At 40.4% G+C, this 26452-nt stretch carries 21 protein-coding genes and 1 pseudogene; 6 read left to right on the forward strand and 16 right to left on the reverse strand.

Features of this window, described 5'->3' with window-relative positions; all coding sequences use genetic code 11:
• Positions 1-105: 105 nt before the first annotated feature.
• Positions 106-648, reverse strand: a pseudogene (locus H6A27_RS12105) (MFS transporter); the annotation flags it as partial.
• Positions 649-769: 121 nt separating this feature from the next.
• On the opposite strand from H6A27_RS12105, the gene H6A27_RS12110 reads away from it, so the two are divergent.
• Complete coding sequence (locus tag H6A27_RS12110) at positions 770-1597, forward strand: alpha/beta hydrolase (RefSeq protein ID WP_204402076.1); 828 nt, start codon at positions 770-772, stop codon at positions 1595-1597.
• A 73-nt stretch (positions 1598-1670) separates the two neighbouring features.
• Here H6A27_RS12110 and H6A27_RS12115 read toward each other — a convergent pair whose 3' ends face one another.
• The 7 genes from H6A27_RS12115 to H6A27_RS12145 all read right to left on the reverse strand — a co-directional run bounded on the left by H6A27_RS12115 (position 1671) and on the right by H6A27_RS12145 (position 7967).
• Positions 1671-1922 (reverse strand): cyclomaltodextrinase C-terminal domain-containing protein, encoded by a 252-nt coding sequence (locus H6A27_RS12115; RefSeq protein WP_204402007.1) that lies wholly within the window; start codon positions 1920-1922, stop codon positions 1671-1673.
• Positions 1923-2136: 214 nt separating this feature from the next.
• Positions 2137-3297, reverse strand: a complete 1161-nt coding sequence (locus H6A27_RS12120; protein ID WP_204508855.1) for a sodium ion-translocating decarboxylase subunit beta — start codon at positions 3295-3297, stop codon at positions 2137-2139.
• Position 3298: 1 nt separating this feature from the next.
• The gene (locus H6A27_RS12125; protein ID WP_204392771.1) at positions 3299-3727 is read right to left on the reverse strand and encodes a biotin/lipoyl-containing protein; all 429 of its coding nucleotides are present in this window, start codon (positions 3725-3727) and stop codon (positions 3299-3301) included.
• A 20-nt stretch (positions 3728-3747) separates the two neighbouring features.
• On the reverse strand, positions 3748-4677 hold the full coding sequence (locus tag H6A27_RS12130) for an OadG family transporter subunit (protein ID WP_204508862.1): 930 nt from the start codon (positions 4675-4677) through the stop codon (positions 3748-3750).
• Positions 4678-4699: 22 nt separating this feature from the next.
• Entirely contained in the window at positions 4700-6253 is a 1554-nt protein-coding gene (locus H6A27_RS12135) for an acyl-CoA carboxylase subunit beta (RefSeq protein ID WP_204402013.1), read from the reverse strand.
• 166 nt (positions 6254-6419) lie between these two features.
• Complete coding sequence (mce, locus tag H6A27_RS12140; protein WP_204402015.1) at positions 6420-6824, reverse strand: methylmalonyl-CoA epimerase; 405 nt, start codon at positions 6822-6824, stop codon at positions 6420-6422.
• Between the two features lie 177 nt (positions 6825-7001).
• Positions 7002-7967, reverse strand: coding sequence for a GNAT family N-acetyltransferase (locus H6A27_RS12145; RefSeq protein ID WP_204402017.1), 966 nt, complete (start codon positions 7965-7967; stop codon positions 7002-7004).
• A 158-nt stretch (positions 7968-8125) separates the two neighbouring features.
• On the opposite strand from H6A27_RS12145, the gene H6A27_RS12150 reads away from it, so the two are divergent.
• The 4 genes from H6A27_RS12150 (at position 8126) to H6A27_RS12165 (ending at position 10670) form a co-directional block, all read left to right on the forward strand.
• Entirely contained in the window at positions 8126-8662 is a 537-nt protein-coding gene (locus H6A27_RS12150; RefSeq protein WP_204508856.1) for a nitroreductase family protein, read from the forward strand.
• 8 nt (positions 8663-8670) lie between these two features.
• On the forward strand, positions 8671-9465 hold the full coding sequence (locus H6A27_RS12155; RefSeq protein ID WP_394799994.1) for a Rossmann-like and DUF2520 domain-containing protein: 795 nt from the start codon (positions 8671-8673) through the stop codon (positions 9463-9465).
• Between the two features lie 15 nt (positions 9466-9480).
• The gene (locus H6A27_RS12160; protein WP_204402021.1) at positions 9481-9999 is read left to right on the forward strand and encodes a KdsC family phosphatase; all 519 of its coding nucleotides are present in this window, start codon (positions 9481-9483) and stop codon (positions 9997-9999) included.
• Positions 10000-10085: 86 nt separating this feature from the next.
• Positions 10086-10670, forward strand: coding sequence for a Maf-like protein (locus tag H6A27_RS12165; RefSeq protein WP_204402023.1), 585 nt, complete (start codon positions 10086-10088; stop codon positions 10668-10670).
• A gap of 128 nt (positions 10671-10798) precedes the next feature.
• On the opposite strand, the gene H6A27_RS12170 is transcribed toward H6A27_RS12165, so the two are convergent.
• The 8 genes from H6A27_RS12170 to H6A27_RS12200 form a co-directional block, all read right to left on the reverse strand.
• On the reverse strand, positions 10799-13879 hold the full coding sequence (locus tag H6A27_RS12170) for an alpha-L-rhamnosidase (protein ID WP_477005005.1): 3081 nt from the start codon (positions 13877-13879) through the stop codon (positions 10799-10801).
• Positions 13880-13930: 51 nt separating this feature from the next.
• Positions 13931-14299 (reverse strand): glycoside hydrolase family 78 protein, encoded by a 369-nt coding sequence (locus H6A27_RS15830; RefSeq protein WP_477005006.1) that lies wholly within the window; start codon positions 14297-14299, stop codon positions 13931-13933.
• Between the two features lie 22 nt (positions 14300-14321).
• Positions 14322-16904 carry a beta-mannosidase gene (locus H6A27_RS12175; RefSeq protein WP_204508857.1) on the reverse strand — a complete coding sequence of 861 codons (2583 nt, stop codon included), beginning with the start codon at positions 16902-16904 and terminating at the stop codon, positions 14322-14324.
• A gap of 34 nt (positions 16905-16938) precedes the next feature.
• Complete coding sequence (locus tag H6A27_RS12180; RefSeq protein ID WP_204508858.1) at positions 16939-17811, reverse strand: helix-turn-helix domain-containing protein; 873 nt, start codon at positions 17809-17811, stop codon at positions 16939-16941.
• A gap of 304 nt (positions 17812-18115) precedes the next feature.
• The gene (locus tag H6A27_RS12185) at positions 18116-19747 is read right to left on the reverse strand and encodes an MFS transporter (protein ID WP_204508859.1); all 1632 of its coding nucleotides are present in this window, start codon (positions 19745-19747) and stop codon (positions 18116-18118) included.
• 146 nt (positions 19748-19893) lie between these two features.
• Complete coding sequence (locus H6A27_RS12190) at positions 19894-20985, reverse strand: HlyD family secretion protein (RefSeq protein ID WP_204508860.1); 1092 nt, start codon at positions 20983-20985, stop codon at positions 19894-19896.
• A 128-nt stretch (positions 20986-21113) separates the two neighbouring features.
• A complete protein-coding gene (locus H6A27_RS12195; RefSeq protein WP_204402039.1) occupies positions 21114-22436 on the reverse strand; it encodes a TolC family protein in 1323 nt (440 codons plus the stop codon).
• 260 nt (positions 22437-22696) lie between these two features.
• Complete coding sequence (locus H6A27_RS12200) at positions 22697-24898, reverse strand: heavy metal translocating P-type ATPase (RefSeq protein ID WP_204508861.1); 2202 nt, start codon at positions 24896-24898, stop codon at positions 22697-22699.
• Positions 24899-25086: 188 nt separating this feature from the next.
• Here H6A27_RS12200 and H6A27_RS12205 point away from each other — a divergent pair, with 188 nt between their 5' ends.
• Positions 25087-26259, forward strand: coding sequence for an iron-containing alcohol dehydrogenase (locus tag H6A27_RS12205; RefSeq protein ID WP_204402043.1), 1173 nt, complete (start codon positions 25087-25089; stop codon positions 26257-26259).
• The last annotated feature ends 193 nt before the right edge of the window (positions 26260-26452 follow it).

Below are 26452 nucleotides of genomic sequence, written 5' to 3' on the forward strand. Positions count from 1 at the left end.
ACCGACAACAATATGCTGCCGGTAAATATTTTATTGCCTTTATTCATATGAATATACCAATGGAAGCCTTTGGAATCATTCTACCGTAAATCATTTTAGAGGAAAGATACATACAAACATTATTACAGCAGCCACATAATACATTGTACGCCATCCCCAATACTCGCCTACCAATCCACTTATCACTCTCGAACCGAGAATACCAGTAAGAAGACCACTTACCAGTACACCCACATTCTTTGATTTATGTTCCGGCTTGGAAAACTGGGAAGCGATAGGAATAAAAATTTGTGGCATAACGGAACAAATTCCAGTAATCAGCGATGACGCCAACACAAGACCAATATTGCCGGACAAAGCTATAGAAGCCATTGAGAGAGACAGTAACGTAAAATTGACAACAATGATACGACGTCTGTTGTATAAATCGCCCAATGGAATAATGAACAGCAAGCCACATGCATATCCTATCTGCGTAACCATAGGTATGAGGTTTGCCGTGAACTCATTAACCTTTAAATCACTACAAATTTCATTCAACAATGGCTGGTTATAATATAAATTAGCTACAGCCAGACCTGAAATTACCGCCAATATTAAAAGCAGATAACCAGGTATTCCTTCATTTTCTATTAGTTTCTGTTTCATACTGCAAACTTATACAAAAATCAACAATGGCAGATATATCATTGCGGGAAAAAAAGCTATTTATGCTCATTTATAAAAAAAATTAGTTATAACTTTACAAATAAAATTTCAGATATATATGATGCACAAAATTCTAAAACAATTAATTATTGCAGCTGCACTTATTATACCGTTAAATACGTTTGCAGCACGAATTGACACTTTAACTGTAAAAAGTGAAAAAATGAACAAGGGAATTGAGGTCGTTGTCATAGTTCCCGATAAAGCTATCAATAATCAGGCTTGTCCTACATTATATCTCTTACACGGATATAGCGGCGACGCACGTACATGGATAAACATAAAGCCTGAACTTCCTCAAATGGCCGAAAAGGACGGGGTTATAGTAGTTTGTCCTGACGGCGAAAACAGTTGGTACTGGGATAGTCCCAATAATCCGGACAGCCAATTCGAAACTTTTGTATCGAAAGAGCTCGTTGAATACATAGATACAAATTATTCTACAATAAAGAATAGAAATGGAAGAGCCATAACAGGCTTGAGTATGGGAGGACATGGAGGTCTATGGCTTTCAATAAGACATAAAGATATATTTGGAGCAGGTGGCGCTACGAGCGGTGGGGTTGACATACGCCCTTTCCCTAATAACTGGGAAATGAAAAAACAATTAGGAGAACGCGATGAAAACAAAGAATTATGGGACAAGCATACTGTTATCAATCAGTTGGATAAAATCAATAACGGAGACTTGGCTATAATATTTGATTGTGGAACAAACGATTTCTTTTTCGAAGTTAACAATAATCTTCATGCCGAACTATTGAAACGCGGAATAAGCCATGATTATATTACCCGTCCGGGAATCCACGACGGAAAATACTGGAACAATTCAATAGAATATCAATGGCTTTATTTCTGTAAATTCTTCAAAGGATACAGAACAAAATAAAAACGATAAAAAAACGATGAACCTCATAAAATAAATGGATTCATCGTTTTTTGTAAGTCCAATAATTTTGTTATCAACACTCAATGATAACAGATTTGCGAGCCGGAACGACGATATTCTCTCTCAAATCGATAACCTTTCCGCTTGCAATTTCTTTACCCTCAACACTTTCATTCACAAGGGCCTTGAAATGATTACTCATCAAGACCTGCTCACTGTCTGTACTGTTTAAAACAATAAGTTCTGTCTTACCTTCCTCTGAGCGGGCATAGACATATAGTCCTTGCTGAGGAACATGATACTTCACAGTTCTTTTTGTTGTCATAATTTAGTTGTTTAGTTTAATTCCGCAACAAAGATATTCCAATATTATTTTTCCAATAAAAATTACTTTGCTAAAAAATACTTAATTAACCGACTTATTGATTTAAATCAATGCATTTATACAGTTTTTATACATTATATATACAAAAGAACAGACAGATTTCATATATTGAGACCTGTCTGTTCTTTTATTTAAAGACCTGATTATATTATATTTATACAAGGAAACCAAGTAAAATACCGGCCGCTACCGCCGAACCTATCACACCTGCCACGTTAGGTCCCATAGCATGCATCAATAAGTAGTTGCTTGGATCGTATTCAAGACCTATAACTTGAGATATACGCGCTGAATCAGGTACGGCAGATACTCCGGCGTTACCGATAAGCGGATTAATCTTATTGTCTTTCTTCAGGAACAAATTGAAGAACTTAACGAATAAAACTCCCGAAGCTGTAGCTATAATAAATGACAAAGCACCAAGCATGAAGATAAATATAGAATCACGCGTCAGGAACTCTGAAGCCTGAGTTGAAGCTCCAACAGTAAGACCCAATAAAATAGTGATCGTGTCAATCAGCGGACCACGTGCTGTCTCTGCCAAACGACGTGTTACACCACTCTCCTTCAACAAGTTACCGAAGAACAACATTCCCAACAATGGAAGACCTGAAGGAACAAGGAAACAAGTAAGCAACAGACCTACTATAGGGAACATAACTTTTTCTGTATGCGAAACGGCACGTGGAGCTTTCATACGGATAAGACGTTCTTTCTTTGTTGTGAGCAGACGCATGATAGGCGGCTGAATCACAGGAACAAGAGCCATGTATGAATATGCCGACACCGCAATCGCACCCATCAGGTTAGGAGCCAGCTTGGATGAAAGGAATATGGCTGTAGGACCATCCGCACCACCAATAATACCTATAGCTGCTGCCTGCATAGGGTCGAAACCGAATTCAAGTGCAAGCATGTACGCTCCGAAAATACCAAACTGTGCAGCCGCACCGATAAGCATCAGTTTAGGATTTGATATCAAGGCTGAGAAGTCCGTCATGGCACCGATACCCAAGAATATAAGAGGCGGATACCATCCCGACGTTACACCCTGATATAAAATGTTAAGTACTGAGCCTTCCTCATAAAGACCTACCATTAGGCCGGCTTCCATATTGAAAGGAATATTACCGACAAGAATACCGAAACCGATAGGAATCAGCAACATAGGTTCAAATTCCTTTGCCACTGCCAGATAAATGAAGAATATACCGACAAGAATCATTATCAAATGCTGTGGAGTAGCATTGAAGAAACCGGTATATGTCCAGAAATCTGCCAGGTTATTCTGCAAAAAACTAACAAATTCTCCCATATTATTCAACAATTATAAGGTCAGTACCTTCAAGAATAGATTCACCTTTACTTACTTTGATAGAAGTAACTTTACCGTCACGGTCGGACTTGATATCATTTTCCATCTTCATTGCTTCAAGAACGAGCAAAGTCTGACCACGTTTGACAGTATCGCCTTCCTTTACCTTTATATCAAGAATTACTCCTGGCAGAGGAGATTTGATTCCTGATTTGCTTCCAGCTACAACAGGACGAGACACTGCAGGTGGCGGAGCGGCAGGAGTAGTAGCTGCAGTACGAACTACCGGCTTGATTTTAGGTGTTGCTGATTTTTCCAGTTCTACGGTATATGAAGTTCCATTAACTTCTACCTTTACATTGTTGTCTTGTATATCTCCAACAGTAACCTTATATAAGTTACCGTTTATCTTATATTTATATTCTTTCATACGATTAAATTTTATCAAAGTTATTTCTTGTTCGGAGTTTCACGCAAAGTATAAATCTTAGAACTCCATGGCGAGTAACTGCGTTTTACGCGGCTTATTGTAAGGATAGTTTCTTCCACATCGTGATCAGCACCCTGAGCTTCGTGCAATGCCATAGATATCGCGGCAATAACTTCTCCAGGAGCTTCACCAAGTTTCATTTCCTTAGCTTCCTTATGGTCTGTCACATTCTGTGCTTTCATAGCGTTACGCTTACGCAAAGCAATTGCAGCCTTACCGACAAACTTAAAGCAAATATAAAGCAGAATCAGGCCCATAAATACGACAGCCATAGCCGAAATCGCCATACCCACACCAACAGGATCGTGCTGTTCGAACTTATCCATTTTAGGATTACTTTCTATAGTCTTGTTGTTTGTGCTAGGAGTAACATACTTCTCGGCACTGTCGTCCTTCACTTCCCATTCGTTCAAGCCATCACTCACACGGGCATACGAATAGTTTTCTTTAAGTACACCTGCCGGAACAACAACCTGATCAAGAAGTTTCTTGCCCGAATCATAAAGTCCAATCCAGTTCTCGTTTGTTTTGCTCAACACAAAATTTGTGTGGAAAGTACCACGACGCGGTGCACCGTCCGCCCAAAACAATGTGTGTTGGCGAGGTTTCAAAAGAGTCAACACATCACCTTTTGGAATAAAATAAGTGGCAGTATCACCCGGCTGTGAGCTTACACGGAGCAAGCATCCTGCCAAATCGGCACTGCTATACGACTTATTGAATATTTCAATCCATCCGCTGTGCAATCCATAATCATCCTGGAAGTTACTCTGATTGTCCACCAGCACTTCATTGATGACCAATTTATTGTTAGGCTTTTGCTCCTTACAGGACGAAAAAGCCACCAACAGCATCAAAGAAAGGAACATTCCGATATTCAGTTTTCTCATCATATTTTCAGATTTTAATTTATTACAAAGGAATATTACCGTGCTTCTTCGACGGATTAGTAAGTTTCTTAGTCTGCAACTGCTGCAATGCGCGGATAATACGGAAACGGGTATTGCGAGGTTCAATCACATCATCAATATAACCATATTTAGCCGCATTATAAGGATTTGCAAAAAGTTTTGTATATTCAGCTTCTTTCTCAGCCATAAATGCCTTAGGGTCTTCAGCTTCCTTAGCTTCCTTAGCATACAATACTTCTACAGCACCTGCGCCACCCATAACGGCAATCTCAGCAGTAGGCCATGCATAATTCATATCACCGCGCAACTGCTTACAGCTCATCACGATGTGCGAACCACCATACGACTTACGCAAAGTGATAGTGATCTTAGGCACTGTAGCCTCACCGTATGCATAAAGTAATTTAGCTCCATGAAGGATTACGGCATTGTATTCCTGACCTGTACCCGGCAAGAATCCAGGAACATCAACAAGCGAAACGATAGGAATATTGAAAGCATCGCAGAAACGAACGAAACGCGCCCCCTTACGTGAAGCATTGCAGTCAAGCACACCGGCAAGGAACTTAGGCTGATTGGCAACAATACCTACAGACTGTCCGTTGAAACGGGCAAAACCGATAATAATATTTTTTGCGAAATCGCGCTGAACTTCAAGGAATTCACCGTTATCTACTATAGCACCGATTACTTCATACATATCGTATGCCTTGTTTGCGCTGTCAGGAATAATATCGTTAAGAGAATCTTCAAGACGGTCAATAGGGTCTGTACAATCGACGTAAGGAGCTTCTTCAAGATTATTCTGAGGAATATAACTCAAAAGTTTACGTATCAAAGCCAAACCTTCTTCTTCAGTAGATGCAGTGAAATGTGTAACTCCCGAACGTGTTGAGTGAACACTGGCGCCTCCAAGGTCCTCTTGTGAGACATCCTCTCCTGTTACAGTCTTAACAACCTTAGGACCTGTAAGGAACATATAAGATGTACCTTCCATCATAAGTGTGAAGTCAGTCAGAGCAGGAGAATAAACCGCTCCACCGGCACAAGGTCCGAAAATACCTGAAATCTGTGGAATAACACCAGATGCAAGAATATTGCGCTGGAAAATTTCAGCATAACCAGCCAAAGCATTAATACCTTCCTGGATACGTGCGCCACCCGAGTCGTTAAGTCCGATACAAGGAGCACCCATCTTCATTGCCATATCCATCACCTTGCATATTTTCTGTGACATTGTTTCAGAAAGTGAACCTGCCGAAACAGTAAAATCCTGAGCAAAGACATATACCAATCTGCCCTCTATAGTTCCATAGCCAGTTACCACACCGTCGCCAAGATAATGTTTCTTGTCCATACCGAAATTGGTACAACGGTGTTTTACGAACATATCCATTTCTTCGAAGCTGCCTTCGTCCAGCAACATAGAGATACGTTCACGAGCTGTATATTTACCTTTAGCATGCTGTTTTTCGATAGCCTTTTCGCCACCACCCAGACGAGCCTGGGCACGTAGTTCGATAAGCTCTTTCACTTTTTCCAATTGAGTACTCATAGTTATAAGTATTTTTAAAGTTTATAATGGTATTTATCCGGACATCAATCTATTTATTCCCTATAAAAAAGAGTTGAAGAGTCTGCTTACATAATTAATATGTAAACTGACTCTTCATTCATATCTTTATAGGAAACTTATTACTTTCATCTTCTATGTCCGAATTTTATTTTTCACAAAGTTCTGTCAATACCCCCATTGTTGATTTCGGATGCAGGAAAGCTATATTAAGATTCTCAGCCCCTTTTCGTGGAGCCTTGTCAATAAGACGTATTCCCTTTCCTTCAGCATCTGCCAATGCATTAGCGACACCATCTTCAACGGCAAAAGCCACATGGTGTACACCCATTCCTCTGTTTTCAATAAATTTTGCTATTGTGCTTTCAGGACCGGTTGGTTCAAGAAGTTCTATCTTTGTTTCACCACATTTAAGGAATGCAGTTCTAACCTTTTGGTCTTCAACAGTTTCGATGTTATAACATTTTAATCCCAATACATTTTCATAATACGGGAGGGCTTCTTCGATACTCTTCACAGCAATGCCCAAATGTTCAATATGAGATAATTTCATAATGATGTTGTTTTTTAGATATTAAATTAAAGTTCAATAAATTATGATAGACAAAGAAAATAAATTTGATTTAATTACGAAACATTTTCCGCAATTATTTATGCTAATTACCTTTTTATAACGTCTGAAAGTTTATTTTGAAAACTTAAGTTAGCAAAAGTAATGTACTCAAATTCATTACACATATATTTTTTCCATTATCCTGTTCAGCCATCCCCACTTCAATCTATACCACCTGCGTGTACTCAACTGTTTACCTCCAAACCTAAGGATAAAATCACGATAACCGTATTTCTTGAAAGGGAGCCCTGCGTCAATAAATTCGAAATGGCTGTAACCTTTCTCACGTGAATACGTCATGGCATTCCATACAGCAAGGACACCGGGATAAAGCAAAGGATAACTTTTCCGCATACCTCCCGAAAACAGCAGAAACACAGTATCACCTGAAAACAAGCAGAACGAACCGCCAATTATCTTTCCTTCATACGATACTGTAAATATTTTTCCAACCCTTTCACTGTCTTTTCCCAACTCAAGGAGTTCCATAAAGAAATCCATACCAGGAAGATATTTGAATATCTTCGACGAATAATAATTCTTCAGCATTCTGAAAAAATCCCTTACTTCCTGCTTGTTGTCGGCAACACCCATTACTGCGCCATTTTTCAGTCCCAACTGGATTTGACGTTTCCTTGAGGCCCCCATCCATTTGTCCAATGTTGAATGATGAATAGAATTAATTACACGTAATCTGCGAATAGGGAAATACCCGTTTTTTCGGAAATATTTATATCCAAACAACGGTTCACTCAGATTTCTGAATTCGATTACAGAAAAGTTTTGTCTGTTGCGACTCGTGAAATATGAAAGCAATTCATTAAAGATCACATCATGCTTTAAGTCTGTATCAAAATAATCACAACAATCGTATATAACACATTTCTGCATAGGCCATGACCTTCTGATTATACATAACATCTTGGCTATAGGCTTTTCCCCGTCAAAAGCAACAAGCATAAAAGGACTGTACCCGGATGTTCGTTCAAGGATTCTGAACAGGCTGACCGAGTGAAATACATTATAATCTGGAAGTTTAGGCAAAGCTTCCGAATGTTCGTATGTAACCAAACGTATTGCCATATATTGCAAATTTACAAAAAAAGTTTCATCTTTAAAACGAAAAGCATACATTATATAGACTACATATCAGAATTAAAAGTCTGAAAACTATGTTTTCCACTTTGCTCTTCACTCAATTTGCACTATATTTGTACAAATCAAACAATAAACATCAATTTATGGAAAATTTCAGCGACCTCATAAAATCAAGACGCAGCATGCGTAAATTCACCGACCAGGAACTAACACAAGAAGAAGTGGTTACACTGCTCAAGGCGGCACTTATGTCCCCAACATCAAAACGCTCAAATTGCTGGCAATTCGTTGTAGTGGACGACAAGGAAGTTCTTGAAAAATTATCATACTGCAAAGAAGCAAGCGCATCATTTATCAAAGATGCAGCATTGGCAATAGTTGTCACTGCCGATCCTATGGCAAGTGATGTATGGATAGAAGATGCCTCAATTGCTTCAATCATGATACAACTGCAGGCAGAAGACCTTGGGCTTGGAAGTTGCTGGGTACAACTGCGTGAAAGGTTCACCGCAGACGGAATTTCTTCGAATGAATACGTTCACGAAGTATTGGACTTGCCGTTACAGCTTCAGGCATTATCTATCATAGCTATAGGTCACAAAGGAATGGAAAGAAAACCATTCGATGAATCTCACCTGCAATGGGAAAAAATTCATATCAACAAATATGGAGGTAAATAACAGTGGAAATTTCATCTAACCACCAATCAATAGTATTAATAGGTGCTGGTAACGTTGCCACACACCTCGGCAATGCACTACATGAGGCTGGCTGTACAATAAAAATGATTTACAGCAGGACACAGGAATCCGCAAAGGAACTTGCCGAAAGTATTGGATGTCCATACACTACTGATATAACTTCTATAGACAATGATGCGGATATCTATATCGTATCGCTCAAAGACTCTGTACTTGACTCAATACTGCCTGAAATTGTAAAATGCAATTCTAAAGCTTTATATGTTCATACGGCAGGCAGTGTATCAATAGACATTTGGAAAGGATTGACAGACAGATATGGTGTCCTCTACCCTATGCAGACATTCAGCAAACAGAGAAAAGTGGATTTCAATAATGTACATTTCTTTATAGAAGCAAACAGCAAACAAGATACGGACTTACTCATCCGGACAGCATCCCTATTGAGCGAACATGTATTCGAAGCCTCATCCGAGCAACGAAAATACCTGCATATCTCGGCGGTATTTGCCTGTAACTTCACCAATCACATGTATGCCATTTGCGAGCATCTCCTTACATCACAAGGACTACCATTCAGCGCTATGCTACCTCTTATTGACGAAACTGCTGAAAAGGTACACCACCTCTCGCCCGTATCGGCTCAGACTGGTCCTGCCCAAAGAGATGACCATAATATAATGAACAGCCATCTGGACATGCTTGAAGAAGAGCCACGTATATCAGAACTGTACAGACTAATAAGCGAAGACATACACAAATTTGCGACAAAAGGAAAATAAAAAACGTAACATTATATGATTAATTACGACCTTACAAAAATAAAAGCCATTTTCTTCGATGTTGACGGAGTGTTAAGCGGTGATACCGTACCACTTCATCCAAACGGAGAACCCATGCGCATGATAAATATCAAAGACGGCTATGCCATACAGTTTGCCGTGAAATGCGGTTTGCACATAGCCATAATTACCGGTGGCAATACCGAAGCCGTAAGATTAAGATTTGAAGGGCTCGGAGTGCAGGACGTATGTATGGGGGCAGCTATTAAGACAAGGGAATATTATAAATTAATAGAAAAATACGACCTCAAACCTGAAGAAGTTATATATATGGGCGACGACATACCAGACTACGAAGTACTACGCCTTGTAGGTCTCCCTTGCTGTCCGGCAGATGCCTCACCGGACATAAAAGCCGTGTGTAAATACATTTCACACCGTGGAGGTGGTCAAGGCTGTGGACGCGATGTAATAGAACAAGTTCTTCGCGCTCAAGGTAAATGGATGTCACACGAAGAAGCATTCGGATGGTAAACTCTTGTTAGTTTGTAAGTTCCTGAGTTATTTAGTTCGATAATGAGAGCGAATTCCAAACTTAAAAACTTTAAACTAAAAAACATATGTTAGACAATCTAAAGAAATACAATATTATTCTGGCATCAAATTCGCCACGCCGCCGTGAACTGCTCACAGGACTTGGCTTAGACTACGAGGTAAAACTGATAAAAGGAATAGACGAAAGTTATCCGCCACATCTTAAAGGCGACGAAATTCCGATATTCATTTCACGAATAAAAGCAGCGTCATACAGACCTGTGATGGCGGAAAACGACCTTGTGATAACAGCTGACACAATAGTATATGCCGACGGAGAAGTACTTGGCAAGCCTAAAGACAGAGATGATGCAGTAAGAATGCTGAAAATATTATCAGGGCATACCCATCAGGTAATGACAGGAGTAAGCATCACTACACGCGATTTCCAAAGAAGTTTCGCTTCAGTTTCAGACGTTACTTTCGACAATCTGACTGACGAAGAAATATATTTCTATATTGACAATTACAAACCTTACGACAAAGCCGGAGCATACGGCATCCAGGAATGGATTGGCTTCATCGGAGTGTCAGGCATACGCGGTTCTTACTTCAATGTTATGGGACTGCCTGTTCAAAGGCTTTATAAAGAACTTTGCTCTATTGAATAATTACAAAATATACTATCAAAGCATAATCTTAAAGTAATATTAAAAAAGAATGCCTCCTAAAACTTCGAAAAACTTTTAGGAGGCATTCCTTTTAAAAAACTCAAATCATTATTCACCAAATGAATAAATCACCTAATGACCGTAAATTCATATTTTCCTGAACCCAGTTCTATCATTACTTTACCATCGTTGAATTCGGATGATAATATTCCTTCAGCTTTTTGAATAGATTTACCGCTTTCCAAAATACTTTCCATGTCTTTTGCCGGAATACAAAGAGAGGCTGTTGTATTCGCAGGAACAGTCAGTGAGTAAATTATCTTACCATCTATAACCGTCCAAGCACTTTCTATTCTTCCATATAAAGAGTCGAAGTACCCTTCCGCGAATGTCATCTTGCCTGTAGGATCTATACGTGGCGACAAAATAAAATGTTTGAATCCCGGATTAGCCTCATCACGCATAATACCGAGAGAATAAGCATACATCCATGCGCCGACAGCTCCAAATGAATAATGATTGAACGAGTTCATACGATTGTTTTCACCGAATCCATCGACATGAGTATATGAATTCAGACGTTCCCATATTGTTGTAGCCCCTTGCTCCACAGAATACAGCCACGAGGGATATGATGTTTGTTGCAACAGATTATAAGCCACATCGTCGTAACCGTTGTCAGAAAGAGCCTTGCTAATCCATGCCGTACCTATAAATCCCGTCATAAGTGAATATTGAGGATATGTCTTTCCATCGTCACCAGTATTCTCCCTCTTTACTGTATTTACAAGGTTTAATGCAAAATCATCTTTCAAATCCTGATTTACTATTCCGAAAGCCAATGGCAATACGTATGATGTCTGTATATCGACAAGCTTGCCTTTTTTAGGTCCGTCCGCTCCCGAAGATATTGTTTTAGAAGTATTCTTGTCTATATATGTTTCATTAAAGAACGCCATACGCTCACTATGTAAATTACCGAACTTCTCTGCATCGGTATCCTTTCCCAGTATGGTGGCAACCTTATTCATTATCTCGAGGTCATAAAGAAAATATGCCTCCCACATAAGCGTCTTGTCATTTTTCTGGTCTTCAAGTCCTAACCAGTCGCCAAGATTCCAAAATTCATTATCCTGTACAATTATATTCGATTTTGGATCAATATTCTTTTTTAAGATATAATCAATATACATGCACATAGCATCATAATGTTCGGAAAGAACAGCTTCGTCTCCATATTGCTGATATATTTCCCACGGGACGGTTATACCTGCACTACCCCAAAGCAAGCCACCGAATCCAACTCCAAGAGGAGCTACATCAGCAAAGCGTCCGTCTTTGCGCTGTACATCTCTCATAGCCTGCAGATAACGTCGAAGGAACTGTGACACATCCGCAAGATATGTGGAAGTCCTTGAAAAAACGGAAATATCACCTGCCCATCCAAGACGTTCATTCCTTTGCGGACAGTCAGTAGGTATAGACAAAAAGTTAGCGTTTGTTGACCATACTATATTGTTCCACAGCTTATTGACCTTCTCATTTGACGTCTCGTAATGCGAAGCAAGTTTATCTATCGAACTGAGAACTATACCTTTCACATTTTCTACTGGTAATGTCTTTTCAATACCTGTTATCTCAATATATCTGTATCCATGATATGTAAACCTTGGAGAATATGTTTCACTTCCACCACTGGTAATATATTTGTCCTGCGCCATAGCAGCACGGATATTCTCAAGCATTATCATACCTTCATTTCCGGCATATCGTGGAAGTTCAGGATATTTCACTTCGGCAAATCTCATATTTATAACTTTACCAGACTCCATTCCGGATAGTGTGATTTCAGGAACGCCAACCATGTTCTGTCCCATATCATAAACAAATATCCCTGGCCGTACTTCTTCTACCGACTGTGCGGTAAGAGTTTTAATGGCTTTTACAGTCTGCCCGTATTGTGCAATAAGATTATAATCCTGATATTCATCACCATTCACAACATCCTTACATACATAACCCTCAAGAGGTATTTCCATGGCATTTTTCCATTCTGAATCATCATACACGGCTGTTGTCCATCCATCTACATACTTTTCTTTCGATGAATCATAAATTTCTCCCTGGAAGAAACTGCCATATACTATAGGTCCGTCTGAATAATATTTCCATGTTTCCGGCGATGTGGTTATGACTTGCTCAGTACCGTCATTATAAGTTATTATAAGCTGTGCCAAAAGAGACTGACGGTCGCCAAAAAAATTCCAGTTTTCACCTGTATAAGTCGAAGCTCCGCTCCACCATCCTTCTGCCAATAACGCTCCTATGGCATTCTTTCCTTGGTTTAACATATCGGTCACATCATATACCTGATAGAGATGTGTCCTGTTGTATTGAGTTACTCCAGGATTGAAATAATCATTACCCGCACGCTGCCCGTTTATATAAATCTCATATATACCTCTGGCCGTAGCATAAAGTCGTGCTTTCTTTATTTCCTTTTTTTCGGCTGTGAAAACAGTCCTAAGCATAGGCATAGAATTGCAGCTTGGATTTTCAATATATATATCTTTTCCAGAACTTTTCAACTTTTCAGGCTCCATCACAACAGTTGTTATCCTATTTTCCGGACTTCTGAAATTGCATATATCCATAGTTGCTTCCGAAAAATCATTCGCAGATAAAAGAGTAAAGCCAACATCTCCCACAACAGGGAAGGCAATAAAATCACCTCCTCTTCCTAATGGGTTAAGATTAAACTCACCAACCTTGTTACCATCAACATAGAATGCCGTGAAACCAAGATTAGAATATAATGTTACAGTATGTTTAGCGGTTGCATTACTTTTGTTTATAACATTACTTGGAATACTGAACGCGACAAGAGGTTTGTCTCCCCTGTCATCATTATGATAACCCACACGATACACATTCAATACAGCCAATGCATTTGACATATCAACCTCAACTTTGACGTACGACTCATCCTTAAGATTGGCTATGTGATATATATTCTTATTGCTGTCCATAAGCCTTTCGTCATTGGCGCCATAAATGAATCCGACTTTCTTTTGTTCAGCTTCATCCTTCATTTTAAAGGACAAATTCATTTTGAATACAGGCAGATAGTGAGAATACAGTACCATATCATCATCGCTGCCCCCAATCCACTTGGCTCCGTTCCATCCATCAATATCGTTCGACGACATAAGACTTGTTTCAAACCATGATTTGCCCGTCAGCTCCTCTCCTATATTATTTCACACTGTGACAGTCCAATCATAGCGTGTTTTTGGAAGCAGTGTTTCTCCATTATAGATAATATTCTGTGATTGGTCGCTTTCTATCTTTCCACTGTTCCATACATTGTTCCCATCCTCGTCTATTACTTCTATCTGATATGCAGTCTGGAAAATACATCTCGAGTTATTGTCTGATTTCATTCTCCATCCGAATCTTGGTTCTTTTGTATCGACACAAATGTAATTCTCAGTGTATTCAACAGTCAATCCTTCAATTTTATTCTTCTCAGTACACGAAACACAAAATAAAATAGCTGTCGCGAATGTTATTCCCAAAAATAAATTTACAAACAGACATTTTAATCTTTCCAAAAACACGTTTACCATAAAATCGCTGATTTTAAATATACTACATATAACTATCTACCAGACTGATAACCTTCAGTTGTTCATTAAATACCGCCAAAGACAAGTCCGAACTGACATGTACTTTCACTTCCTTACCTGGAAGCAAATCAAAATAATTGTCTTCAAAGAAGTTGTCAATACCATACAATGACATAAATACTCCACGAGCAAATACATCCGATTTCAAAGTAACATCAAATCCTCCATCAGCTTTCTTTGCGCTCCAGATTATATTTGCCTTTTCGTAGTTTAAGTCCTTCTGTTCAGCAGCATAAGCAATATTTGTGTAAGTTTTTCCGTCTGTTTCAAACTCAGTGTATATTATTACATCATTCTTTGACTTATCACCCAACACATTGCTCATCTCAGACTCAAAGATTAGCTCTGAACCGTTCACCGGAGTTTTCAACGGCATTGATTTTTCATAAACGACATTCCCCCTCATATCCATTACTTTAAGCGAGAAGTTACCGCTGACAGTTTTAAAATAATCAGAGACCAAATGAACAGTAAGCTTATCATTCATCACAACAGGAGATACCAGTATCATATCGTATGCATTCTTTGCAAAATAATGTTGAGCCTTCCAGCGTCCGTAATAGTCACGGCTTGACCAGGAAGCTACAGGCCAACAGTCATTATGCTGCCAGAATAAAGATCCCATACAGTAAGGCATGTCTCTGCGGTGTGCCTCCATAGCGGTCTTAATCGCGTCGCCCTGCAGAATCATACCTACATACAGGAAATGCTCGAAATCCTTAGGCTTTTTAAAATTCTTGAGCATATATTCCTCAATACGACCATTGGCAAAAGAGCCACCTCGCTGGTGCGACATCATTACTTCAGAATATATATCATGGTCTCTTTTCTCCGGTGCATAAATCTTTACAGATTCATATTCCGGGAATGACTGAAATCCATACTCTGAGAAGAAACGGCTACGTTCTGTATTATATTGCGATATAGGATCATTAGCATGCCATACTCCCCAATAATGAGAATCACCATTCACTCCGTCCGATTTCATTCCGGGGAAAGACATCGGCGATGAACCTCTATATCCTGTTCCACCACCATATTCTTCGACTATCTCCGGCAAAACTTTAAAATACAGATTATATAAATCATTCCATAACTTCTCGGCATATCCATTACCCATAGCTTCGTATCTGCGTTTCCATCCCCATCCGAACCATGCGTCCTGGTTTTCATTATTTCCACACCATAAAGCGATACAAGGATGATTTCTCAAACGACGCACATTATATATAGCTTCTTGCCTTACACTCTCTATAAATTCGTCATCGCCAGGATATAATGAACATGCAAACATAAAGTCCTGCCATACCAATATGCCATGCTCGTCGCACAAATCATAGAATATATCATTCTCATATATACCCCCACCCCATATACGAAGCATATTCATATTGACATTTTTTGCATCCAATATTGTACGCTCATATTTTTCATCTGTCACACGAGGCAGGAAGTTGTCGCTCGGTATATAATTAGCTCCTTTCATGAAAACAGGCTTGCCGTTAAGCTCAAAATATAGAGTAGTTCCTGCCTCATCTTTTTCAGTCACGACCCTCAACGACCTTATGCCTATTCTGTCATTAACAGAATCCTGAGTTCCGTCATTCATAGTTACTGTCGTTGTAAAATCATACAGATAAGGATCACCCAATCCATTAGTCCACCAAAGTTTCGGATTCTTGATAGTATAATCAAGCGATACCTTGTTCAGACCTTTCACAAGATTAACCGTTTTCTTTGAAACGAGTTTTCCATCAGCTTTTACTGTTACAACAGCCCCTGAGACATTATCATCCGAAATCATTTCTACAACAGACGAAAGTTTGGCCGAACCTGAATTAACCCTATTTTGTATAAGCTGGACATTTTCTATTCTTAAATCATTCCATGCTTCAAGATAAACAGGCCGCCAGATACCGGATGTTACAAGTCTCGGTCCCCAATCCCAACCATAATGATAGCCGGCTTTACGGGCAAATATTCCGACTTTTCTATCCAATAATCCTCCATTTTCCGACTGGTCATTACCTGATTCCAGCTGATAAGGAAGTTTTTCCCATTTTGGCATATCTATCTTTATTGGAGAATGGAAATATACCTTAAGTTTATTGTCTCCTTTTTTCAATACACCTTTAATATCAACCTTCCATTCACGGAACATATTGTCTGCCTTAAGCAACAAGGAGTCATTAAGATATACATCTGCATACGTATCAAGTCCTTTGAATACAAGATACTGATTAGAAGAGTCTAATACTTTATCTTCTCCATTGATGGATGTCTCGTATATCCAGTCTTCTTTATCTACCCACTGCACGGCTCTTTCATTCAATCTAAAGAAAGGATCATCTATTATTCCATTGTCAATCAAGTCGGTATGCACAACTCCCGGCACAGTGGCATCGTACCAGTTATCAAGCCTTGCCTGTCTGAATTTCCAACCTTCATCTATATTCTGACGATATACATCAGCATACAAATTACTACCCGATAAAGCAGTCTGTAACAGTACAGCTACCAATAATTTTTTTCTTGAAATTCCCATAGTATTATTTTTTAATGATTAATCCTATTTCTTGTCAATCTCCTCTCTCCCTATACTTCTGCGGTGAAATACCAACCTGCTTTTTAAAGAATGTACCAAAGCTGGAAGGATTAGGAAAGTTAAATTCTTCTGAAATCTCCTGCACTGTTTTGTTGGTACTGTCAAGCATAGCCATACATTTGCGGACAATAGCCTTGAAAACAAGTTCCTGAACAGTATAACCACAAACAGTTTTTGACAGACCGGAAAGATATTTAGGCGAAAGACATAGCTTATCGGCATAAAACTCTACACCGCGCTCGGACATGTAATAACGGTCTATAAGCTGGATAAGCCGTAGAAATATTTCGGTACGTCTTGCACCGGCCGAACTACCAGAAAGGTACTTTTTCTGAAAGACAGAACAAAGCCTGTATGTCAATGAAAGAAGCAGAAGACGTTTTTCATAAACAGGGAAAAAATCATCCTGTCGCGGTTGTTCTGTTCCGATGAGCGATATATATCCTGCCACATCATCCTCTTCACCGGTATTCCATACACAATGTGTTTCCGGCGACATCTGCGAATAAAGATGTACGGAATAAACCATATTCCCGAGAACATCGCGTATAGGATCTACTTTATATATTATGATACTTACTTCAATATCTTCCGACTGAGCGGTAATACAAAAAGATGAACCTTCGTGGATGAAAACAGTCTCGCCTGAATATGCTGAATATTGTGTACCGGAGAGTCTAAACTCAAACCATCCAGAATGGCAGACTATTAATCCTATCCCGAAATTGATAAAACCATTTTTCATGCTTTCCGGAAAATCAAAAACCGGGCCGCCCGACGAACATACATCGGACTGACCGGTAATATTTTCTTGCAGTCTTATCAATCTTTCAGAACTGACTATCATAAAAGCTTTAGTTCGTTATTATTCATTCAAAATCTCTCCGCTAATTTAATAAAAATTATCGACTTAGCTGAATAATTTCCAACTAAGCCGATAAATCATTTACGCAACACACAAAAATAAAAAAAAACTATGATAAAATATTTAAATATGTATCCAATAGTTTTCCTGACGTTTCAATATAATCTCACATGTTACATTCTTATTTTCCATATGTTACATCAGGTACTTTTCTTAATATTAATATCGCAAATATGGTTCTAACTTTGATAAAAAGAATTACCGGACTTAACGGAAAGAATTTCCGCTAAGCCGATAATTTCCTCTTACGATATGGATAAACAAGAACGAAAAGCATCGAAATCATACATCCATAGAATGTCCAGCCGGACATTTCCTTTACAGCCGAGAGTGTAGCCTGAACCTGTACCTTTCCCTTAGCGGATATGGCGGCCATGTTCTCAGCCTCTGTCTCACTCTTTCCCTGATAGATCATTCCACGTACAGTCTGGTCGTACGAAGCGGCATTCTGCGGATCTACCCTATCTGCATCGTGTGCAAAACGGGTGATATAATGCTGCTGACGATGCTGCATCACGTTGGTATATAGAGATGTTCCTATTGCGGGTCCCAACACCATACGTACAGAAAGCATTATGCAAATCCAAGTGGACATATATTTGTATGGCATACGCTGATTGGCATGTACAGCTGCAAGGGAATATAAAAGCATCATCCCTGTGGAACGGATTATCACAGGATATTTCATTCTCTCATAGAGTCCTGCTGTCTGTACTTCGAAATACATGAACAGTGCCGACATTCCTATAAGAAGAAATCCCATACCGAAAAGGTATTTCAGCTTTACTCCCTTTGAGCCTAATACTATGGCTATCACCGCTCCAATAAAATATCCCAATATGCTCCAGTTACCTAAAGCGGCATTCTGCCAGTTGTCTATCTTCATACCCACTCCGGTAAATACATTTACAAACATGGAACTGGTGTTGAATATCATCAGCAGAAGGAAAAGTACGATACCCATATTGATGGTGCGTAGACGGAAAACCTCCATCATGAAATATGGTGAGCGTCCTGACGACTCCATATAGAAGAAGGCTGCACCGAATACCACGGCAAGTACCGTAGAACGGACTATAGTAGGATCGGAATACCAGTCGAGAGTCTTGCCGTAAACCAGTACATAGACTATACATGTCATCATGGCGCTGAACACAGCCACACTGCCGAACTTACGGAAATTAATCGGGAAACGTCGGCTGTTATAACTGTGATACGGCATTGTAACCATGATTATAAGTATGGCTGCAAGCGTCATTCCCATCATGTAGTAATAAACGTCCTGCCACTGATATTCGTATGCCAGCCATGCAGTGAGCGATGTTCCTATCTGTCCAAGTATCATGAAGAAGAGGTAGATAATAGGCATGCTTTTGCTTTTCTCGGCATCAAGGGCATCCCATCCTTCACCGGTCACAGGTTCCATTCCCGGAGTGATATTCCTCGTAGCCTCCATTCCGAAGGCATATTTTATCAAAGTGAAGAGGTTTACCATCATGAGTACCATACGGAGGAAGCCCATGATAAGGCTGCACAATGCAAGAAGGAAGATACTGTCGGTGACAGCACACACATAACTGAGGATGTACATGAGTGAGAAACCCACCACACACATCATCTTTTCACGACGGATACATACCAGCTGATAGAAGAATGGAGCGAAGGCTGCCATACCTATTGAGGTGACGAACCCCACGAACTGGATATGCTCCGACTGGATTCCCAGTCCGCTTGTCATCTCACCGCTGTTGGCTGTATATACTCCGCCCACAGTCAGTATCGGGATGAAGAGCAGTATCAGCAGTATGATACCTACAGGTTTGGGAACCCAATTATAGAATGGATAATTTCTTTGCATGAGTTTGTAAGTTTGTGAGTTTGTAAGTTTATGAGTTTGTAAGTTTATGAGTTTGTAAGTTTATGAGTTTGTAAGTTTAACTTCATTGACCTTTGGTTGTGAACATCAACCAACTTAAAAACTAAAGAACTAAAAAACTAAAAAACTTATAACTTCGCTTTCACAATAACCATCATTCCGGCAGCAAGACGTTCGTTGTCTTCTTGGCTAAGCCCTTCGAAATCTATTCTTACAGGGACACGCTGGCGTATCTTCACAAAGTTTCCGGCTGAATTGTCAGTAGGAACGAGCGAGTATTTCGAACCGGTTGCACCGGATATGGCTGTAATCTTTCCCTTGAATTCCTTGTCGCTTATAGCATCTACAGTGAGTGTCACTTCCTGACCTATATGAAGGTTTTCCACCTGGGTTTCCTTGTAATTGGCTATCACCCATTTCTGTGTGTCAGGCAATATGTAGGTTATTGTCTGTCCGGCAGAGATGAACTGTCCTTCCTCTATGGCGCGGCGTCCCAACTGTCCGTCGCATGGTGCGGTAACCACTGTGTATGAAAGATTCAGTCTTGCCATGTCGAGTGCAGCCTGTGCGCGCTGTATGGCAGCATCCATGTTCTGACGACGGGTTGATACTTCGTTCACTCCCGACATTGCAGCTTCCTGCTGACGTTTCAATGCCACGAGCTTTTTCTTCGTTGCCTCATATTCTGTTTCTATCTGTTCCAGTTGGATAGGTGTGGCAGCATTTCTCTGAAGAAGGTTTTCGTAACGCTTGCGGTCCTTGTCCAGTTTAGCCAGACGGATTTCCACTTCCGAGATTGAAGCCTCATAAACCGAAGCTGAAGCCTTTGTGGTCTGGAGTGTCTGACCTATAACTGAAGCTCCTGCCATGGCATCTTTCAGTGCAGCCTCAGCTTCCATCACGCGGATACGGTATTCTCGGTCGTCGAGAACCATAAGTGTATCGCCTTTCTTCACGGTCTGATGTTCGGTGAAATAAACCTTTTTTATATATCCCGAAGCACGGAGGTTTACCGGCGAGATGTATTGTTCTATCTGTGCGTCGTTGCTTGTTTCGTTCATCTTGTAACTGAAGAACATCATTCCAATCTGATAGAGCCCTGCCAAGAGGATTATAATTCCGAATGTACTTGCCAGCATCTGGCGACGGCGTTGTTTCCTCAATTTTGCAGCTTGCTGCTCAAGTGTATTTTTCTTTATGTCAAGTTCTTTTGTTTCCATATCGTTTTTTTATTTGAAGTTATTTTATTGTGAAGTTAAAGGAGTTAAAGAAGTTAGAGAAGTTATGAAGTTGCTTAATCAGAATTGAAACAGCGTTTAACCGGTGTTTAAATACCGTTTAAATACCGTTATTTTAGCAGTGTTTCAAGTTTTCCTGTAAGTTTCAGCATCGTAAGATTGTTTACTCGGTAGTTGTAGTGTGCGGTTACATAGTTGTTCTGTGCCTCGCTCATACGCATTTCGTCCTGAAGTACTTCTGTCATTGATGCCACACCTTCACGATAGCGGTCGGAAGTCACTTCGTAAACGTCCTCTGCCAACAGGTAGTTGTCTTTCTGTTTGGTGAAATTACGGCGGCTGTTCATCAGATCGTTCGTGGCATTGAGATACTGGGTTCTGAAACTTTTCAATGCATTTTCGTAAGAAAGTTTTGCATTTTCAATGTCAAGTTTCGCTTTTCTCACTTTAGAGCGTTTGTCAAGTCCGTCGAATATCGGCACTCTCAGTGTCAGACCTATGCCGGAAGAGTTGTACCATTTGCTTGACGGTCCGTCGTGAAACCAGTTCTTTGCCTTGTCGGTAAATGCCGAGTACATGAAACTTCCTGTAAGCGAGAGCGAAGGAATATATCCCTGCGAAATCATCTTCTTCTGTTTCTCTGCCAATGCAGTCTGTTTATTCAGGAGTTCAAGTTCCGGCTGACCTTCGTACAATCCGCTCATTTCTACAGTAATGATACTCTCTGTATCCACAGGAGTAAGTGTGATGTCCGTTTCCGACGGATAGTCTATCACATACTTCAGCATGTTTATTTGCTGTGTAAGCATTGCCACGGCATTGTCGTACTGCACCTGTAGGTTTTCGAGGTTTATATTAACACGCTTCACGTCCACTTCCATCGCCATACCATTATCGAAAAAAGCAGTAGTGATGTCTCTCAGTTCTTCCAGACGCGAGATGTTCTCTTTCACTATCGAAATCTGTTCGGCTGTACTCTGACCCAAATAATACATCTTTGTGATTTGCATTATCAGGTCCTCACGTGCCTTGTCGTAAGAGAGGGTGTTTATTTCGTCCATCATCTTGGCAACCGACATTGCCGTATAAATGGTCTGATTATACAGAGGCATCTGGAGTTGCAATCCCGCCGAAGCATTATATTGCAGTGTTTTTGTCACGTTATAGGGATTACCGTATGCCGAACCATCGGTAACCGAAACGGGAGGATTGAAATTATCGTTGAAAGATGCCACCGCATTAATCTGCGGCAACAGTTTGGCACGGTTTTCCGAGATGCTGTGCTTTCCCTTAATAATTTCGTTGCGCTTGGTCTCCAGTGTGAGGTTATTCTCTATACCTATCTGCAGACATTCTTCCAGCGTCAACACCTGCTGCGCTCCGAGAGGAAAAAGCGAACAGGCTAAAGCAAAATTGAGTAATAGTCTTTTCATATCGTTTATCTTGTTTATCTGACGCAAAGTTAGGATGTTACGCACAGATAATCACTACGATATTTTCGCTTTAGATGTTCATATTTTCCTTTTATACTATCAGGGACTTATTTAAAGAAAATCCATAAAGAAACGTACATGCGTCTTCTGGTGCTGACTATAGTCGGCAGCACTGCTGACTACAGTCGACACCTCTGCCCACTATAGTCGACACCACTGCTCACTATAGTCGGCAGAAAGAAAAGATTGTTGGAAACAGATTATAGTTTGGCCTTTCTTAGCCTTAAACTGTTGGTTACTACACTTACACTGCTCATCGCCATGGCAGCACTCGCAATCATAGGGTTAAGAAGAAATCCGTTAATAGGAAACAGAGCACCTGCAGCTACCGGAACACCTATTATATTATATATAAATGCCCAGAACAAGTTCTGACGGATAGTACGCACAGTATGACGAGAAAGACTTATTGTATCGGCTATCTTCTCAAGGTTGGATGAAATGATAGTAACCTTTGCCACATCCATGGCAATATCACTACCCTTACCCATAGCAATACTCAAATCTGCCTCAGCAAGGGCGGCACTGTCATTTATGCCATCGCCTGCCATTGCCACTACCCTGCCCTGCGAACGGAGAGTCTTGATAAATTCGGCTTTCTGCTGCGGAGTGACTTCCGACTTATAATCATCAACTCCGGAAAGTCCTGCCATATAACGTGCAGGAGCCTCGGCATCACCGGTCAGCATTACTACTTTTATACCCATACTCTTCAGTCTGGATATTGCCGCAGCAGACGATTCTTTCATCTTGTCAGTTATGGCACACAGGCACAATACTTTCTCATTATCGGCAAACCATATCACAGTCTTGCCCTGCGCGGCAAGTGTTGATGCTTTTTCTTCCATATCTGAAGAGATTGAAATGCCGCAAGATGAAATCAAACGTCTGTTTCCTGCAATATATATTTTGCCATCATAAATACCTTTTACTCCATGACCTGTTATACTTTCAAAACCAGTTATCTCAGCCGGAGCAGCTTCAATACTTTGTACTACAGCCATAGCCAACGGATGCTCTGAATGTTTTTCCAAGCCACACAATATGCTTGCTGCATCATCTATACCATTACTCCACAGCCAGTCTGTAACCACAGGCTTGCCTTCGGTAATGGTTCCGGTCTTGTCGAGAACCACAGTATCAACCTTGCGGGCTATCTCCAGACTGTCAGCATCCTTGATAAGTATTCCCATCTCGGCTCCCTTACCTATACCTACCATGATGGCTGTAGGCGTGGCAAGTCCCAAAGCACACGGACACGCAACAACCAGCACTGTAACGGCAGCAAGGAAACCATGGGTAAGTCCGCTTTCGGCATCGAGTGTCACCCAAAGTACAAATGAAAGCAGTGCTACTGATATTATGATTGGCACGAATATGCCAGCCACCTTATCTACAAGTTTCTGAACAGGTGCCTTGCTTCCCTGGGCATCCTGGACCATCTTAATAATTTGTGCAAGGACTGTTTCAGCACCCACTTTTTCTGCCACGAACCTGAAACTTCCTTTTTGATTTATTGTTCCGGCAAAGACCTTTGAACCTTTCTCTTTCAATACCGCAACAGGTTCTCCGCTTAACATACTCTCGTCCACGTATGAAGAGCCGACAACCACAGCACCATCCACGGCAATACGTTCACCGGGCTTCACAACGACAGTATCGCCCACCATGAGCATATCTATGTCTGTTTCCATCTCTGTAGCGTTCCGCATCACGGTAACCTTCTTTGGCTGCAGTCCCATAAGTTTCTTTATTGCCTCGGCAGTGTTTCCCTTAGCCCTGTCCTCCAATGTACGTCCGAGGAGGATGAATGCAACTATCATAGAAGCCGCCTCGAAATACACATGCGGAGTTATGCCGTGACGAAGAAGGTATTCAGGAAAAAACATATTGAACAGACTGAACAGGAAAGAAATACCTGTACTCAACGCAACAAGCGTATCCATATTGGCCCCACCCTTAATAAGCAATTTCCAGGCATTTACAAAAAATCCATTGCCAAGTCCGAAAACCACTACAGCCGAAAGTACAGCCATAATATACGACGCGTATGGCATATCATGAAAGACCATAGCTATCACAGATACCGGGATAGCTAATATTATAGCAAGTATAGTGCGAATTTTCAACGACTTGTAATGGTTCTTACGCACTTCTTCAGCCTCTTTCTGTACCTCTTTCTTTTCTTCGATAATAAGGTCGAAACCTATTTTCTGAACAGCCTCCTTCAGTTGCTGAGGAGTACATTCATCAGGATTGTATTCAACTGTAGCCATTGCAGCCGCAAGATTTACCGATGCGCTTACTATTCCCGGCTGCTTGTTCAATGTCTTATCAACACGCGCTGAACATCCGGCACAACTCATCCCTAAAACGGGAAAACTCTTCTTTATGGTTTTCATTTCTTGTTCTAATTTTTATCGGAATGCAAAGGTATTCATTTAAGGGACTTATTGTAAAAATCAGGTAAAAGTACTTTTATTTATTTATCATTGCTAATAAAAGTATAGCATTTTTTAACTCTAAGCATGACCTATTATCAACGGAATTGCTTAATTTTGAAAATACGAACTTTAAAACAATAGACATTATGAATACTAATCCTGTTTTCGGTCTGAACATTCCTACAAAACTGATGTTCGGATGTGGCGAATTAAAGAATCTTGCCACAGAACAACTTCCGGGGAAAAAAGCCATGATTGTAATCTCCGCAGGTACATCAATGCGCAAATACGGCTATCTGGATAAAGTAATTGAACTGCTTAAGGAAAACGACGTAGATTCAATAGTATATGACAAGATACTTCCAAATCCTATAAAAGACCATGTAATGGAAGGAGCAGCAATATGCCGCGAAATGAAATGCGACATGATTGTAGGACTCGGTGGAGGAAGCTCAATTGACACAGCAAAGTCTATAGCCGTAATGGCATGTAACGACGGCGATTATTGGGACTACATTCATGGCGGTACCGGCAAAGGCCGCCCGGTAAAAGGAGCATTGCCTGTAATAGCCATACCTACAACGGCAGGTACAGGTACTGAAGTCGATCCGTGGACAGTCATAACAAATACAGAAACAACAGAAAAAATTGGTTTCGGATGTCAATATACATTCCCTACACTATCTATCGTTGATCCTGAGCTGATGTTGTCCGTGCCTCCTCACTTGACAGCATACCAGGGATTCGATGCATTTTTCCATGCTTCAGAAGGATTCATTGCCAACTGTGCCACACCTATCAGCGACTTATTCGCGCTCGAAGCAGTCAGACTGCTTTATAAATACCTGCCTGTAGCGGTAAAAGACGGCCGCAACCTGAAAGCAAGAGCAAAAGTGGCTTGGGGAAGCACACTTGCCGGACTGGTGGAAGCCACATCAAGATGTGTATCACAACATTCATTGGAACATGCCATGAGCGCAAAATATCCTGAATTGCCACACGGAGCAGGACTTATCGCATTGAGCGAAGCTTACTTCGAGACATTCAGAAACGACTGCATGAAGCGCTATATGAAAATGGCTGAAATAATGACACAAAAGAAGAGTAACAGACCGAGCGACTTTATCGAGGCACTGGTTCTCATGAAGAAAGAATGTGGAATGGACAACCTGAAACTCAGCGACTGGGGTATGAAAGAAGAAGACCTTCCTGAAATGGTGACAAACGCAAGAGACATGGCAGGAGGATTCTACAGTTTCGATGTCCGTCCGCTCACAGACGAAGAAGTTCTGGATATATACAAGAAATCATATAAATAAATCGAGAATCATTTATCAGTATCTCCAATGCCCATTGTGGTATTGGAGATATTTTCTTATGGGAGTAAGAGAAAAAGATATATCATAAGTAAGTGATCTAAAATATTTTTATATTCAGCATAAATTATTAATATTGTCTCATGATATTTTAGAAATTGAATCATGAAACATATAAAAGTGCTTGAATTGAGTG

This window comes from Bacteroides caecigallinarum (assembly GCF_016902295.1).
Classification (GTDB): Bacteria; Bacteroidota; Bacteroidia; order Bacteroidales; family Bacteroidaceae; genus Phocaeicola; species Phocaeicola caecigallinarum_A.